This window comes from Oryzihumus sp. (assembly GCF_036391795.1).
Classification (GTDB): Bacteria; Actinomycetota; Actinomycetes; order Actinomycetales; family Dermatophilaceae; genus Oryzihumus.
In genome coordinates this window covers 1-15042 of the sequence record NZ_DASVZH010000059.1, presented here as the reverse complement: position 1 = coordinate 15042, position 15042 = coordinate 1, and the positions used below count along the sequence as shown (strand labels likewise).

Annotated in this window: 13 protein-coding genes; 10 read left to right on the top strand and 3 right to left on the bottom strand. The window is 73.0% G+C overall.

All coding sequences use genetic code 11. The features are described from left to right. The coding region (gene glgP / locus VF825_RS03450) for an alpha-glucan family phosphorylase (RefSeq protein ID WP_331110173.1) at positions 1-2373 on the top strand (2373 nt) is incomplete at its 5' end. Positions 2374-2480: 107 nt separating this feature from the next. Here the strand turns inward: glgP and glgX are convergent. After that, positions 2481-4616 carry a glycogen debranching protein GlgX gene (gene glgX / locus VF825_RS03445; protein WP_331110171.1) on the bottom strand — a complete coding sequence of 712 codons (2136 nt, stop codon included), beginning with the start codon at positions 4614-4616 and terminating at the stop codon, positions 2481-2483. Between the two features lie 35 nt (positions 4617-4651). Here glgX and VF825_RS03440 point away from each other — a divergent pair, with 35 nt between their 5' ends. From VF825_RS03440 to VF825_RS03425, 4 genes are read left to right on the top strand one after another with little or no spacing between them, the layout of a single operon-like run. Continuing rightward, complete coding sequence (locus tag VF825_RS03440) at positions 4652-5107, top strand: T3SS (YopN, CesT) and YbjN peptide-binding chaperone 1 (protein WP_331110169.1); 456 nt, start codon at positions 4652-4654, stop codon at positions 5105-5107. Further along, positions 5104-5883 (top strand): enoyl-CoA hydratase/isomerase family protein, encoded by a 780-nt coding sequence (locus VF825_RS03435; protein ID WP_331110167.1) that lies wholly within the window; start codon positions 5104-5106, stop codon positions 5881-5883. The genes VF825_RS03440 and VF825_RS03435 overlap by 4 nt, the downstream gene beginning before the upstream one ends. Before the next feature lie 3 nt (positions 5884-5886). Then, on the top strand, positions 5887-6846 hold the full coding sequence (locus VF825_RS03430) for a class I SAM-dependent methyltransferase (RefSeq protein WP_331110165.1): 960 nt from the start codon (positions 5887-5889) through the stop codon (positions 6844-6846). 1 nt (position 6847) lies between these two features. Beyond that, complete coding sequence (locus VF825_RS03425) at positions 6848-7429, top strand: acyltransferase (protein ID WP_331110163.1); 582 nt, start codon at positions 6848-6850, stop codon at positions 7427-7429. Positions 7430-7448: 19 nt separating this feature from the next. Here VF825_RS03425 and VF825_RS03420 read toward each other — a convergent pair whose 3' ends face one another. Both VF825_RS03420 and VF825_RS03415 read right to left on the bottom strand, forming a co-directional pair. Continuing rightward, positions 7449-9020 carry a 1,4-alpha-glucan branching protein domain-containing protein gene (locus VF825_RS03420; protein ID WP_331110161.1) on the bottom strand — a complete coding sequence of 524 codons (1572 nt, stop codon included), beginning with the start codon at positions 9018-9020 and terminating at the stop codon, positions 7449-7451. Beyond that, positions 9017-9778, bottom strand: coding sequence for a class I SAM-dependent methyltransferase (locus VF825_RS03415; protein ID WP_331110159.1), 762 nt, complete (start codon positions 9776-9778; stop codon positions 9017-9019). Before VF825_RS03415 ends, VF825_RS03420 begins: the two co-directional genes overlap by 4 nt. Before the next feature lie 154 nt (positions 9779-9932). Between VF825_RS03415 and VF825_RS03410 the strand changes: the two genes are divergently transcribed. The 5 genes from VF825_RS03410 to VF825_RS03390 form a co-directional block, all read left to right on the top strand. After that, positions 9933-10715, top strand: coding sequence for an electron transfer flavoprotein subunit beta/FixA family protein (locus VF825_RS03410; protein ID WP_141789068.1), 783 nt, complete (start codon positions 9933-9935; stop codon positions 10713-10715). A gap of 37 nt (positions 10716-10752) precedes the next feature. Then, positions 10753-11712, top strand: a complete 960-nt coding sequence (locus tag VF825_RS03405; protein WP_331110157.1) for an electron transfer flavoprotein subunit alpha/FixB family protein — start codon at positions 10753-10755, stop codon at positions 11710-11712. A gap of 142 nt (positions 11713-11854) precedes the next feature. Continuing rightward, positions 11855-13066, top strand: coding sequence for a cysteine desulfurase family protein (locus VF825_RS03400; RefSeq protein ID WP_331110155.1), 1212 nt, complete (start codon positions 11855-11857; stop codon positions 13064-13066). Then, positions 13066-14172: a tRNA 2-thiouridine(34) synthase MnmA gene (mnmA, locus tag VF825_RS03395; protein WP_331110153.1), complete on the top strand. Its 1107-nt coding sequence runs from the start codon at positions 13066-13068 to the stop codon at positions 14170-14172. Before VF825_RS03400 ends, mnmA begins: the two co-directional genes overlap by 1 nt. Before the next feature lie 134 nt (positions 14173-14306). Next, positions 14307-15042 (top strand): methionine synthase (locus VF825_RS03390; protein ID WP_331110151.1); only part of this gene is annotated, 736 nt, incomplete at its 3' end.

The following is a 15042-nucleotide window of genomic DNA, read 5'->3' as shown; positions in this document are numbered from 1 at the left end:
CGCCTCGAGGCGCTCGCGCAGGACGAGCCGTTCCTGTGGCGCCTCGGCGAGCTGCGCGCCGGCCTGCAGCAGTACCTCACGGGCGACCGCTGGTACCAGAGGCAGCAGGACGCCCCGCGCGCCATCGCGTACTTCTCCCCGGAGTTCGGCATCACCGCGGTGCTGCCGCAGTACTCCGGCGGCCTCGGCATCCTCGCCGGCGACCCCCTCAAGACCGCGAGCGACCTCGGCGTGCCGATCGTCGGCGTCGGTCTCCTCTACCGTCACGGCTACTTCCGCCAGTCCCTGTCCCGCGACGGCTGGCAGCAGGAGCGCTACCCCGTCCTCGACCCCGACGGCCTGCCGCTCTCGCTGCTGCGCGAAGCCGACGGCACGCCCTGCGTCATCACCATCGACCTGCCCGGCGGCCGGACCCTGGCGGCCCACGTCTGGAAGGCCCAGGTCGGCCGGGTGCCGCTGCTCCTGCTCGACTCCGACGTGCAGGACAACGACGACGCCGCCCGCGGCATCACCGACCGCCTCTACGGCGGCGGCGGTGAGCAGCGCCTCCAGCAGGAGATGCTGCTCGGCATCGGCGGCGTGCGGGCCCTGCGGCTGTGGTCGCGCCTGACCGGGGCGCCCGCGCCGGACGTCTACCACACCAACGAGGGCCACGCCGGCTTCCTCGGGGTGGAGCGCATCCGCGAGCTCGCCGCCGACCAGGGCATGGACTTCGACGCCGCGCTCGAGGCGGTCCGCGCCTCCACGGTGTTCACCACGCACACCCCGGTCCCGGCCGGCATCGACCGCTTCGGCGCCGACCAGATCGAGCTGTACTTCGGCGGTGACAACGCCTTCGACGGGGTCCCGGTGGAGCGGCTCCTCGCGCTCGGCGCCGAGGACTACCCGGGCGGCCAGGCGGGCATCTTCAACATGGCCGTCATGGGCCTGCGCCTGGCCCAGCGGGCCAACGGCGTCTCCCGGCTTCACGGCGTCGTGAGCCGCCACATGTTCGACGGCCTGTGGCCCGGCTTCGACGACACCGAGGTGCCGATCACCAGCATCACCAACGGCGTGCACGCCCCGACCTGGGTGGACCGCCGGGTCTACGACCTGGCCGCCCGGCACCTGGGCACCACCGAGGTCTCCCGCGACAACGCCTGGGACGGCATCGCGCACGTGCCCGGCGACGACATCTGGGCCACCAAGCGCGACATGCGCGAGCAGCTGGTGGTCGAGGCCCGCCGTCGCACCCGTTCCTCCTGGCTCAAGCGCGGTGCCAGCCCGGCCGAGCTCGGCTGGGTCGAGGACGTCCTCGACCCCGACGTGCTGACCATCGGCTTCGCCCGCCGTGTGCCCACGTACAAGCGGCTCACCCTCATGCTGCGCGACCCCGCGCGCCTGAAGAAGCTGCTGCTGGACCCCGAGCGCCCGATCCAGCTCGTCATCGCCGGCAAGAGCCACCCGGCCGACGAGACCGGCAAGAAGCTCATCCAGCAGATGGTGCGCTTCGCCGACGACCCCGAGGTCCGGCACCGCATCGTCTTCCTGCCCAACTACGACATCGCCATGGCGCAGTACCTCTACCCGGGCTGCGACGTCTGGCTGAACAACCCGCTGCGCCCGTTCGAGGCGTGCGGCACGTCGGGCATGAAGGCCGCTCTCAACGGTGGCCTCAACCTGTCGATCCTCGACGGCTGGTGGGACGAGTGGTACGACGGCGAGAACGGCTGGGCCATCCCGACCGCCGACGGCGTGGAGGACCCGGAGCGTCGTGACGACCTCGAGGCCGCCGCGCTCTACGACCTCATCGAGGGCTCGGTCGCGCCCCGGTTCTACGACCAGGACGCCGACGGCGTGCCGCAGCGCTGGCTGTCGATGATGAAGCACACCCTCTCGACGCTCGGCCCCAAGGTGCTCGCCAGCCGCATGGTGCGCGACTACACCGAGAAGCTCTACGGCCCCGCGGCCCGGGCCGGCTGGGCGCTCAACGGCCCGGCCTTCGACGGTGCCCGCGACCTGTCGGCGTACAAGGCCCGCGTGCGCTCCTCCTGGGGCGGCGTGCGCGTGGACCACGTCGAGTCCTCCGGCGTCTCGGACTCCCCGCAGGTCGGCGACAAGCTGCACGTGCGCGCGTTCGTCAGCCTCGACGGCCTCGACCCCTCCGAGGTCGAGGTGCAGGTCGTGCACGGCCGCACGTCCGAGTCCGACGAGCTGCGTGACATCGAGACCGCGCCGCTGGCCTATGCCGAGTCCTACGAGGCCGGCCGGCACCGGTTCGAGGGCGACCTGGTGCTGAGCCGCACCGGTGCGTTCGGCTACACCGTGCGCGTGCTGCCCAAGCACCCGAACATGGCGTCGCCGACCGAGCTGGGCCTGGTCGCCAACGCCTGACGTTCCGCCGAGAGGGACGTTCCTCCGGGTTTGAGCCCGCCTCAAACCCGAGGACGTCCCTCTCGGCGCGTCGGTCAGGGGTCGGTCGCGCGTGCAGGGCGCCGGGGTCAGGCGCGGACGGCGTAGATCTGCACGCTGGAGGAGGCCACCTCGACCGGGCCGGGCTCCACCTTGCTGCCGGGGTAGGGCGTCTCCCACGAGCTGTCCCAGAGCAGCTCGTAGGCCGCCACGCCGGTGTGCCCGGGCAGCACGACCTCCGCCGGGGCAACGTCGCCGTGCAGCACGACGAGGAAGGAGTCCGACTCCAGCTCGGACCCGTCGAGGAACATCGTCAGCGTGCGCACGTGCGGGTCCTCCCACACGCCGTGGTGCATCCGCAGGCCGTCCGCGGAGTACCACTCCAGGTCGGCCGTCCCGTCGGCGTGCGCCGGCCGCCCGGTGAAGAACGAGCGCTGCCGCAGCACCGGCTGCGAGGCCCGCAGGTGCACGAGGAACTGCGTGGTCTCCAGCAGGTCCCGCTGCCACGGCTGCAGGTCCCAGTCGAACCAGCTCAGGTCGTTGTCCTGGCAGTAGGCGTTGTTGTTGCCGCGCTGCGTGCGGCCGATCTCGTCGCCGGCGTTGAGCATCGGCACCCCGGTGGCCAGCAGCGTGGTGGCCAGCATGTTGCGCACCGACCGCTGCCGCGCGGCGAGGATCCCCGGGTCGGTGGTCGGGCCCTCCGCGCCGTGGTTCCACGACCGGTTGTCGTCGTGGCCGTCGCGGTTGCCCTCGCCGTTGGCCCCGTTGTGCTTGTGCGCGTATGCCGTGGTGTCGGCCAGCGTGAAGCCGTCGTGGGCGGCGACGAAGTTCACGGACGCGCCGGGCCCGCGGTCGCGGGCCCCGAACAGGTCCTGCGAGCCGGCCAGGCGGGTGGCCAGCTCGCGCACCCCGTGGCCCGGCTGGCCGTGCTCGGAGCGGGCGGTGTCCGGGAGCCAGAAGGTGCGCACGGTGTCGCGGAAGCGGTCGTTCCACTCCACGAACGGCGGGGGGAACTGCCCGGTGCGCCACCCGTGGATACCCACGTCCCACGGCTCGGCGACCAGCTTGACCCGCGACAGGACCGGGTCGGTGCGCAGCGCCACGAGGAAGGGGTGGTCGGGGTCGAAGGCGTCGTCGCGGCCCCGCCCCAGCGCCACGGCCAGGTCGAAGCGGAAGCCGTCGACGTGGCACTCCTGCACCCAGTAGCGCAGCGAGTCCAGCACCAGCCGGACCGCCATGGGGTGGCGCAGGTCGACGGTGTTGCCGCAGCCGGTGACGTCGATGTCGCGCCCGCGCTCGTCCAGGCGGTAGTACGCCCGGTTGTCCAGCCCGCGCAGCGACAGCGTGGCGCCGTCGCGGCCCTGCTCGCAGGTGTGGTTGTAGACCACGTCGAGGATCACCTCGAGCCCCGCGGCGTGCAGCAGCTTGACCATGCCCTTGAACTCGTCGAGCACCCCCTGCGGGTCGTCGGCGGCTGCGTAGGCGGGGTGCGGGGCGAAGAAGCCGAGGGTGTTGTAGCCCCAGTGGTTGACCAGGCCCCGCTGCACCAGCGCCGGCTCGCTGGTGAACGCGTGCACCGGCAGCAGCTCGACGCTGGTCACCCCAAGGTCGGTCAGGTGCTCGATCGTGGCCGGGTGGGCCATGCCGGCGTAGGTGCCGCGCAGGTGCTCGGGCACGCCCGGGTGGCGCCGGGTCAGGTTGCGCACGTGGGTCTCGTAGAGCACGGTCCGGCTCCACGGCACCAGTGGGGGTGCGTCGTCGCCCCAGTCGAAGGTGTCGTCCACGACGACCCCCTTGGGCACGTATGCCGCGCTGTCACGCGTGTCGCGCACGTCCGGCTCGCCGTGCAGGTGCTCGTCGACGACGTGCCCGAAGACCTCCGGGCGCCAGGTCACCTGCCCGTCCAGGGCCCTGGCGTAGGGGTCCACCAGCAGCTTGTCGGGGTTGTGGCGCAGACCCTCGGCGGGGCGCCACGGGCCGTGCGCGCGCACGGCATACCGCTGGCCGGGCCCGATGCCCGGCACGAAGCCGAACCAGGTGCCGTGGACGCGGTCGGTCAGCCGGACCCGGCGCTCGCTCTCACCGGTGCCGTCCTCGGGGTCGAACAGGCAGATCTCGAGGCCGTCGGCGTGCCCGGCGTAGACGCTGAACTCCACCCCGTCGGGGCGCACCGTGGCCCCGAGCGGCGGGGGCAGCTCCACGGAACGGCGTGGTGTGGGGCACATGGAGATCAGCGTAGGCACTGACTACGGTGGGACACATGACTGATCCCACGTCGTTGCCGAACTTTGCCCCTCCGCCGGACGAGCACCCGCTGCGCGGTCGGGTGCTGGACGTGCTGCTCGACGCCGGGCTCGAACCCGACATCGACGACGACGGGGACGTCGCGTTCAAGGTCAACGGTCAGACCATGTTCGTGCGCTGCATGGAGGGTGACTTCACCATCATGCGCGTGTTCGGGCAGTGGCAGATCGGCGAGGACATCCCGCAGGACGAGCTGGCGCAGCTGCGCGCCTGCAACGACCTGACCCTGCGCCTCAACGTGGTCAAGGCCGGCCTGGCCAACGGCACCCTCGTCGTCACCGGCGAGCACGTGGTCGGCCCCGGCACCGACATCAGCGTGCTGCTCCAGGTCACCATCCAGCTGGTGCTCTCCGCGGTGCAGATGTGGCACGAGTCCCTGACCGGCGGCGGCGAGCCGGGGGGAGAGGCGTGACCGAGCTCGTGCGCCTCGAGGTCGAGGCCGGTATCGGCACGATCCGCCTGGACCGCCCCCCGATGAACGCGCTGAACGTGCAGGTGCAGGAGGAGCTTCGCGAGGTCGCCGCCGAGGCTGGCTCGCGCCGCGACGTCTCCGCGGTGGTCGTCTACGGCGGCGAGAAGGTCTTCGCCGCCGGCGCCGACATCAAGGAGATGCAGACCATGTCCTACACCGACATGGTCGACCGCTCCGCGGCGCTGCAGTCGGCGTTCACCGCGATCGCGCGCATCCCCAAGCCGACCGTCGCCGCGATCACCGGCTACGCGCTCGGCGGTGGCTGCGAGCTGGCCCTGGCCTGCGACTTCCGGGTGGCCGGCGAGAACGCCAAGCTCGGCCAGCCCGAGGTGCTGCTGGGCGTCATCCCCGGCGCGGGTGGCACCCAGCGTCTGGCGCGCCTGGTCGGCCCCGCCCGCGCCAAGGAGATCATCTTCTCCGGCCGGTTCGTGCCGGCCGACGAGGCCCTGCGCATCGGCCTGGTGGACGAGGTCGTCGACGCCGCCGAGGTCTATGCCGCGGCCCGCCGCCGGGTGGAGCCCTACGTCGGAGGCCCCGCCTACGCGATCCGCGCGGCCAAGGAGGCCGTCGACCGTGGCCTGGAGGTCGACCTCGAGACCGGCCTGGAGATCGAGCGGATGCAGTTCGCCGGGCTGTTCGCCACGAAGGACCGGGAGATCGGCATGACCTCGTTCGTCGAGCAGGGTCCGGGCAAGGCGAAGTTCGAAGGTCGGTAGGCGTTGAGCGACAACGGTTCCCCGGTGCAGACCGCTGCCTCCGCCGAGGAGGTGGCCCGCGCCTACGAGGACAACAAGCTGGCCCAGGTGCTCTACCACGACTGGGAGGCGCAGACCTACGACGACAAGTGGTCGATCTCCTTCGACCAACGCTGCACCGACTACGCCCGTGACCGTTTCGTCGCGATCGCCGGGGACCGGGGCTGGCCCTACGGGCGGGCGCTGGAGCTCGGCGCCGGCACCGGCTTCTTCTCCCTCAACCTCAAGCAGGCCGGGGTCCTCGACGAGGTGCACGTCACCGACCTGTCCCCGGGCATGGTCGAGGCCGCCACGGCCAACGCGACCCGGCTCGGCTTCACCGTCGAGGGCCGGGTGGCCGACGCCGAGGGGATCCCCTACGAGGACGACACGTTCGACGTCGTGGTGGGGCACGCGGTCATCCACCACATCCCCGACGTCGAGCAGGCGTTCCGGGAGATGCTGCGGGTGCTCAAGCCCGGCGGTCGCTTCGTCATCGCCGGCGAGCCGACGCGCATCGGCGACTGGTACGCCCGGCACCTGGGGAGGGCCACGTGGAAGGCGACGACCACGCTGACCCGGCTGCCGCCGCTGCGGGCGAAGTGGGCCAAGGACCGGGAGGCCCTGGACGAGTCCTCCCGCGCCGCCGCCCTGGAGGCCGTGGTCGACCTGCACACCTTCGACCCCGACGAGCTCGCGCGCATGGCGCTGCGGGCCGGGGCAGTGGAGGTGTCCACCACGACCGAGGAGCTGACCGCGGCCCTGCTGGGCTGGCCGGTCCGCACCTTCGAGGCCGCGGTCAAGCCGGGCGCGCTGGGCTGGAACTGGGCGATGTTCGCCTACGGCTCGTGGAGGCGCCTGTCCGCCGTGGACCGGGTGCTGTCCCGGGTCCTGCCGGAGCGGCTGTTCTACAACGTCGGCATCACCGGCGTGAAGCCCGGCTGAGGTGGGTCGCTTCCTGCGCTCGGTGCGGTGGGTGGTCGCCCACCGGGCCTGGGGCCGGCACAACCTGCTGGGCTACCTGCGCATGGCCCGGGCTCGCCTGGCGAACCCGGGCCTGCGCTTCGAGGGGCCGGTGTTCATCGCCCGCAACGTGCGCTTCGAGGTGCGCACCGGCTACGGCCGCATGGTCATCGGTCCCTACGTGCACTTCGGCGAGGGCGCCCGCATCCGGGCCCACGAGGGCACGCTGCGGATCGGCGCCAAGTCGGTCATCGGCATCCGCAACACCATCAACACCTACCTCGACATCAGCATCGGCCAGGCGTGCCTGTTCGGGGACGACGTCTACATCTGCGACTTCGACCACCGCACCGAGGACCACACCGTCCCGATCAAGGACCAGGGCATCGTCAAGAGCCCGGTGCGCATCGGTGACGACGTGTGGATCGGCACCAAGGTGACGGTGCTGCGTGGCGCGGACGTCGGCTCCGGCTCGGTGGTCGCCGCCAACGCCGTCGCCCGCGGGGTCTACCCGCCGCGCTCGGTCATCGGCGGCGTCCCCGGCCGGGTGCTCAAGACCCGCTGAGGGCGGCGACCGGGGGTGCTCACGACCCGCTGAGGGCGGCGACCGGGAGTGCTCCCGCCTCGCTGGCCGGGAGGCCGGCCGTGCGCGCGTCCAGCCACGGGAAGGTGTCGTCCGTCGCGGCCTGCCGGGCCGCCTCGGCGAGCGCGCCCTCGGTGTCGCCGTCGTCGATGAGCTGGGCCAGGCGGTGGAAGGCCACCCGGTGCGCCTCGGCGCGCCGCCAGGCGTAGTCGACCGCCTGCTCGCGGGTCACCATGAATGCCCAGTCGCTGCTGAGCGCGTTGAGCATGGTGCGCAGCAGCTGGTCGAGGTCGGGCCGGCGCAGCCGCAGCCGCTCGGGGGTCTGACTCGCCATGAGGTCCAGCCAGCGGCGCTGGACCCAGTGGTTCTCGTGCGCGATCGGGGCGACCTTCGGCCCGTCCCAGACCGAGAAGTCCTTGCCCGAGCCCCACGACCCCGAGCCGAGGTCCAGGTCGCCGGCGACGTGCCCCGAGGCCAGGGCCTTCTCCACGGTCGTGACGGTGACCCCGGCGGCGCGCAGGGCCCGGACCGCCTGCCCCAGGAACGCCGGCCCCTCGTGCCACCAGTGCCCGAACAGCTCGGTGTCGTAGGCCGCGACGACCAGGCCGGGGGAGCCCAGCTCGGCGTGCACCGCCCGCAGCCGGGCCACGACGGCGTCGGCGAAGTGCACCACGTCAGCCCGCACCTGGGCCGCCGCGGTCGCCGGGTCATAGGGCGCCTTGCCCGCGGGTGGGACGTCCGCGCCGGTGACGGCCCACAGCCGCGCCCCGGTGAAGCGCTCGCGGACGTGGAAGTCCCGGTACGCCGCGCCCGCGGGGTAGCCGTCCCGGGAGGACCAGATCAGGTTCGTCGCCGGCAGGTCCCTGGCGACCGCGACCACGTCGGTGCCGCCGACCCGCCAGCCGGCGTGCGGGTGCCCGCCGCTGTCGCGCACGGTCTGCTCGTCGACGAGGAAGTGCCCCACCCCGGCCGCCGCGAACGTCGGCGCCAGCGCCGGGGTCCAGCCGCACTCCGGGCTCCAGATCCCGCGCCCGGCCGCCCCCAGCCGCCACCGCGAGTCGGCCAGGCCGACGCGCAGGACCAGGTCGGCCACCTCCGGCAGCAGCAGCGGCAGGAACGGGTGGGTCGCCGGGCCGCCGAGCAGCTCGACCACGCCGGCATCGCGCAGGGAGCGGAGCACCGGCGAGCCGCCGTGCCGCCAGCGGGTCTCGAGCTGCTCGGAGGCACGCCGTGCCTCCGCGAACTCGTATCGCGCGATGTCGCCGCGGTGCCCCTCCTGGCCGAAGCCCAGCTCGCGACAGCGCATCTCCCACAGCCCGGCCCACGTGCGGGCGTCCACCACGGCGGCGGGGTCGTCGAGCTGGGCGGCCAGCACCGGGGTCACCCCCAGGGTGAGCACGTCGCGGTGCCCCTCGGCGGCGAGGGCGTCGAGCTCGGCCACGAGCGGCACGTAGCTCTCCACCCACGCCTGGTGCAGCCACTCCTCGCCCAGCGGCCAGACGCCGTGGTGGCGCAGCCACGGCAGGTGCGAGTGCAGGACGAGGGCGAAGGAGCCCGGGACGGCGCCGGTCATCGGACGTGGCCCACCACGACGAGGTCCAGGCTGGCGTCGAGGCCCTCGCCGCAGAGGGTGAAGTCGGCCACGTCGACCCCCGCGACGAGGTCGGCCAGGACCGGCTCCCAGCGCTCGGGGGGACCGGCGAGCTGGGCCGCCGGGAGGCTGCCGTGCGCGGCCTCCCAGGCCGTCAGGCGGGGGCCGTGGTGCAGGCCGAGCACCGAGTCCACCTCCACAGTCTCGCCGACCAGATCGGCCAGCTCCATCGCGTCGTACTCGCGCGTGTGGAACAGGTTGGCAGGTCGCTCGCGGCGCTCGAGCCCGGGGGAGAAGGTGAGCCGGTTCGGCGTGGAGATGACGACGGTCGCGCCCGGTCGCCCGACCCGGGCCAGCTCGCCGAGCAGCTCGCGCGGGGTCCAGATGTGCTCGATCACCTGGAGTGACACCAGCACGTCAAGACCATTGTCCTGCAACGGGATCGAGGTGAGCGGCCCGCGGACGAACGAGCACCGCGTCGAGCCGTAGCTGCCGCGTGCATGCTTGACAGCCGCAGCGTCGTAGTCGACGCCGACGACCTCGGCCGCGTCCCACAGACGCGCCATCGCGGCCACGCCGTAGCCCTCGCCGGAGCCGGCGTCGAGCACCCGCCGCGGAGGCCGCGGCACCCAGCCCGGCAGGGCGGCATACACCGCCTCATGACGCCGAAACCAGTAGTTCTCCGCCGGTATGCCGGGCACCGTGCGCTCGCCGGTGATGCCCAGTTGGGGTGTGCCCACCGTCACCTCCATCGTGGTCGGCGCCATGCTACCGGCGGGTAACATCGTGGTGTCGGGCATCACGGGTCCGGGGCGTTCAATCCACCCCAGCGGACTGTCAGGATGACCCGAGCAGAGAACCACACGAACCTACGGAAGAGGACGGCCTGCGACCATGAACATCGTCGTCTGCGTCAAGTACGTGCCCGACGCACAGTCGGACCGCACGTTCAACGAGTCCGACAACACCACCGACCGGGTGGGTGTCGACGGCCTGCTCTCTGAGCTCGACGAGTACGCCGTCGAGGAGGCCCTCAAGCTGGCCGAGGCCGGGGAGGGTGAGGTCACCGTCCTGACCGTCGGCCCGGACCAGGCCGCCGACGCGGTCAAGAAGGCCCTGCAGATGGGCGCCGACAAGGGCGTCCACGTCAACGACAAGGCGATCCACGGCTCCGACGCCGTCGCCACCTCGCTGGTCCTCGCCGAGGCGATCAAGAAGATCGGCGCCCCCGACCTGGTGCTGACCGGCATGGCCTCCACCGACGGCACGATGAGCGTCGTCCCGGCGATGCTCGCCGAGCGCCTCGGCCTGCCGCAGGTCACCTTCGCCTCCGAGCTGACCGTCGAGGGCACCGCGGTGAAGATCCGCCGCGACGGCGACGCCGCCTCCGAGACCATCGAGGGCACGCTGCCCGCGCTGGTGTCGGTCACCGACCAGATCAACGAGCCGCGCTACCCCTCGTTCAAGGGGATCATGGCCGCCAAGAAGAAGCCGGTCGAGACGTGGTCGCTGGGCGACCTCGGCGTCGACGCCTCCCAGGTCGGTCTCGACGCCGCCTGGACCAAGGTCGAGTCCTTCCAGCAGCGCCCGCCGCGCCAGCAGGGCCAGATCGTCACCGACGAGGGTGACGGCGGCACGAAGCTGGCCGAGTTCCTGGCCGCGCAGAAGTTCATCTGACCGACCAGCACATTCTTCAGAAGGGAAACCACTACTCATGGCTGAAGTTCTCGTCCTGGTCGACCACGTCGACGGCGAGGTGCGCAAGACGACCTCCGAGCTGCTGACCATCGCCCGCCGCCTCGGGGAGCCGTCCGCCGTCTTCATCGGCGCCGGTTTCGAGGCGGCCAGGGAGGCCCTGGCCCAGTACGGCGCCGAGAAGGTCTACCGCATCGAGTCCGCCGACGTCACCGACTACCTCGTGGCCCCCAAGGCCGAGGCGCTGGCCCAGCTGGTCGCCGCCGCCTCCCCGGCCGCGGTGCTCATCCCCTCCAACGCCGAGGGCAAGGAGATCGCCGCGCGCCTGGCCATCAAGACCGAGTCCGGCCTCATCACCGACGCGGTCGACGTGCAGGCCGGTGAGGGCGGCGGCGTCTCCACGACGCAGTCCGTCTTCGCGGGCTCCTACACGGTCAAGGCGACCGTCACCAAGGGCACGCCGATCATCGCGGTCAAGCCGAACTCCGCCGCCCCCGAGGCGGCCCAGGGTGCGGCCGCCGACGAGGTCGTCGAGGTCACCGTCTCCGACGCCGCCAAGACGGCGAGGATCACCGACCGCCAGCCCAAGGCCGCCACCGGCCGCCCCGAGCTGACCGAGGCCGCGATCGTGGTCTCCGGCGGCCGTGGCACCGGCGGCGACTTCTCCAAGGTGGAGGACTTCGCCGACAGCCTCGGTGCTGCCGTCGGTGCCTCCCGCGCCGCGGTCGACGCCGGCTGGTACCCCCACACCAACCAGGTCGGCCAGACCGGCAAGCAGGTGTCCCCGCAGCTGTACGTCGCGGCGGGCATCTCCGGTGCCATCCAGCACCGCGCCGGCATGCAGACGTCCAAGACGATCGTCGCGGTCAACAAGGACGAGGAGGCGCCGATCTTCGAGCTCGTCGACTTCGGCGTCGTCGGTGACCTGTTCACCGTGCTGCCGCAGGCGACCGAGGCGGTCAAGGCCGCCAAGGGCTGAGCCACCCCGCGTTCCCCGGCGCCCGGTCTGCGACTCGTTCGCGGGCCGGGCGCTGTGCTGTGTGCCTGCGCCGTGCTGTGTGCCTGCGCCGCGCCCTCGCCTGTGGGCGGAGGCGGTCACCGGCCAGCCGTAGACTTTGCGGGTGCGCGACTCCTTTGCCTACCTCGACCATGCGGCGACGACGCCGATGCTTCCCGAGGCCATCGCGGCGATGAGCGCGCAGATGGCCGTCGTCGGCAACGCCTCCTCGCTGCACACCTCCGGTCGGCAGGCCCGGCGGGTCGTCGAGGAGTCGCGTGAGGCCATCGCCCGCGCCCTGGGCGCCCGCCCCTCGGAGGTGCTGTTCACCTCCGGCGGCACCGAGTCCGACAACCTCGCGGTCAAGGGCACGTTCCTCGCCCGGCGCGAGGCCGACCACCGCCGCGTGCGACTGCTCGTCAGCGCCGTCGAGCACCACGCCGTCCTGGACTGCGTGGACCACCTCGTCACCCACGAGGGCGCCAAGGTCACCTGGCTGGAGGTCGACGCGCTGGGCCGGGTGCACCCCGAGACGGTGCGCGCCGCGATCGCCACCGACCCCGAGTCGGTCGCCCTCGTCAGCGTCATGTGGGCCAACAACGAGGTCGGCACCGTGCAGCCGGTCGCCGAGATCGCCGCGGTCGCCCACGAGCTCGGTATCCCGGTCCACACCGACGCGGTCCAGGCGCTCGGGCAGGTGCCGGTGGACTTCGCGGCCAGCGGGGTGGACCTCATGACGGTCACCGGCCACAAGGTCGGCGGGCCGCTGGGCGTCGGTGCACTGGTCGCCCGCCGCGACGCCAGGCTCATGCCGTTGAGCCACGGCGGCGGGCAGGAGCGCCAGGTGCGCAGCGGCACCCTCGACGTGCCGGCGATCCGGGGGTTCGCGGTCGCCGTCGAGGCCGCGACGGCCCGTCTGGACACCGAGGCGCCGCGGCTGGTCGCGCTGCGCGACGCGCTGGTCGCCGGTGCCCTGGCCACCGGCTACGACATCACGGTCAGCGGGGACTTCGAGCCCGGCGACGGCGCGCGCCGTCTCCCCGGCAACGCCCACCTGCTCGTGCCCGGCTGCGACGGTGACTCCCTGCTCTACCTGCTCGACGCGGCCGGCGTGGAGTGCTCCACCGGCTCGGCCTGCCAGGCCGGTGTCCCCCAGCCCAGCCACGTGCTGCTGGCCATGGGCGTCTCCGAGCAGGACGCCCGCGGTGCGCTGCGGCTGACCCTGGGCCACACCTCCACCGAGGCCGACGTGCAGGCCTTCCTCGACGCGCTCCCGGCAGCCGTCGAGCGGGCCCGCCGGGCACAGGTGGCGACCTCCTCGAGGCGGCCCGCCTGATGCGGGTCGTCGCCGCGATGAGCGGGGGCGTCGACTCCGCGGTCGCCGCCGCCCGCATGCTCGACGCCGGCCACGACGTGGTCGGCGTCCACCTCGCGCTGTCCCAGAGCGCCGCCACGCTGCGCGAGAGCGCCCGTGGCTGCTGCACCATCGAGGACGCCGGCGACGCCCGCCGGGTCGCCGACATCCTCGGCATCCCGTTCTACGTCTGGGACATGGCGGCCCGGTTCCGGGACGACGTGGTCGAGGACTTCGTCGCGGAGTACTCCGCCGGGCGCACCCCCAACCCGTGCCTGCGCTGCAACGAGAAGATCAAGTTCGCCGCGCTGCTCGACAAGGCGCTCGCGCTTGGCTTCGACGCCGTCGCCACCGGGCACTACGCCCAGGTCGTCGAGCGTCCCGACGGCACCCGCGAGCTGCACCGCGCGGTCGACATGGCCAAGGACCAGTCCTACGTGCTCGGCGTGCTGACCGAGGACCAGCTGGCCCGCTCCTTCTTCCCGCTGGGCGACACCACCAAGCCGCAGATCCGCCAGGAGGCGGCCGACCGCGGCTTCTCCGTCGCGAAGAAGCCCGACAGCCACGACATCTGCTTCATCGCCGACGGCGACACGAAGAAGTGGCTGACGCAGCGGCTGGGGGAGCAGCCCGGCGACATCGTCGACACCGACGGCACCGTCGTCGGGCAGCACCAGGGCGCCTACGCCTACACCGTCGGCCAGCGCCGGGGCCTGGCCCTGGGCCGTCCCGCCGCCGACGGGCAGCCGCGCTACGTCGTGCAGGTGCAGCCGAGCAGCAACACCGTCGTCGTCGGGACCGCCGACCTGCTCGGCGTCGACACCCTCGTCGGTGACCATGCCCGCTGGTGCGGGCCGGCGCCGGACGGGGTCGTGTCGGTGGGGGCGCAGGTGCGCGCCCACGGCGAGGAGGTCCCCGCCACCGCGTGGCCCGACGGGGACCGGGTGCACGTGCGGCTCGAGCGCCGCCTGCGCGGGGTCGCCCCGGGCCAGTCGGTGGTCCTGTACGACGGGACCCGGGTGCTCGGGTCCGCCACCATCAGCGCGGCGAGCCTCGCCCGTCAGGCGGCGGAGCCCGGCTCGTCCTGACGGGCTCCGACCAGCCGTTCCCGGGATCGGTTGACCGCGCGGATCCAGCCATGGTGCAGCAGGATCCAGCCGTCGTGACCCGGGCCGGCACGGAGGTGGACGGCGGTGTCCCCGGCGCCGGTTAGGCTCCCCGCGTGAGCAGAGCGAGCGGCATCGGGTCCTGGCCGGGCACCTCCATCCGCGAGGCCCTGGCGGTCGTCCGCGACCTGCTGGCCGACGCGCACCTGCCCTACCTGCCCGAGCTGCCCGCGAGGGGCCCCGGCGCCGACATGGTCGGCCGCGCCGCGGGCCTGCTGGTCGACCTGCACGTCGACCTGCAACCGGCCGGGTGGCGCCTGGTCGACCGGCCCGGCCGCGACGCCTCGCGCACCTCCGCGCTGCTGCGCGAGGACCTCGACGAGCTGGCCGAAGCCTTCGACGGCTACACCGGCGAGCTCAAGGTGCAGGTCTGCGGGCCGTGGACGCTGGCCTCGTCCGTGTCGCTGACGCGGGGGGAGCGGGCCGTGGCCGACGAGGGCGCCTGCCGCGACCTGGTCGCCTCACTCGCCGAGGGGCTGCGCCAGCACCTGGCCACCCTCGAGCGGCTGGTGCCGGGGGCCTCCTTCGTGGTCCAGGTCGACGAGCCCGGCCTGTCGGGCGTGCTGGCCGGGTCGCTGCCGACGATGTCCGGCTTCGGCCGGATCCGCGCCGTCGACCCGCAGGTCGCCGCAGCCGGGCTGCGTGAGGTCCTCGCGGCCGCGGGGGAGCGGCCCACCGTCATCCACTGCTGCGCACCGGCGGTGCCGCTGCCGCTGCTGCGCTCGACCGGTGCGCGCGCGGTCTCCCTGGACACCTCCCTCGTGCGCTCCGCCGGCTGGGAGTCGATCGCGG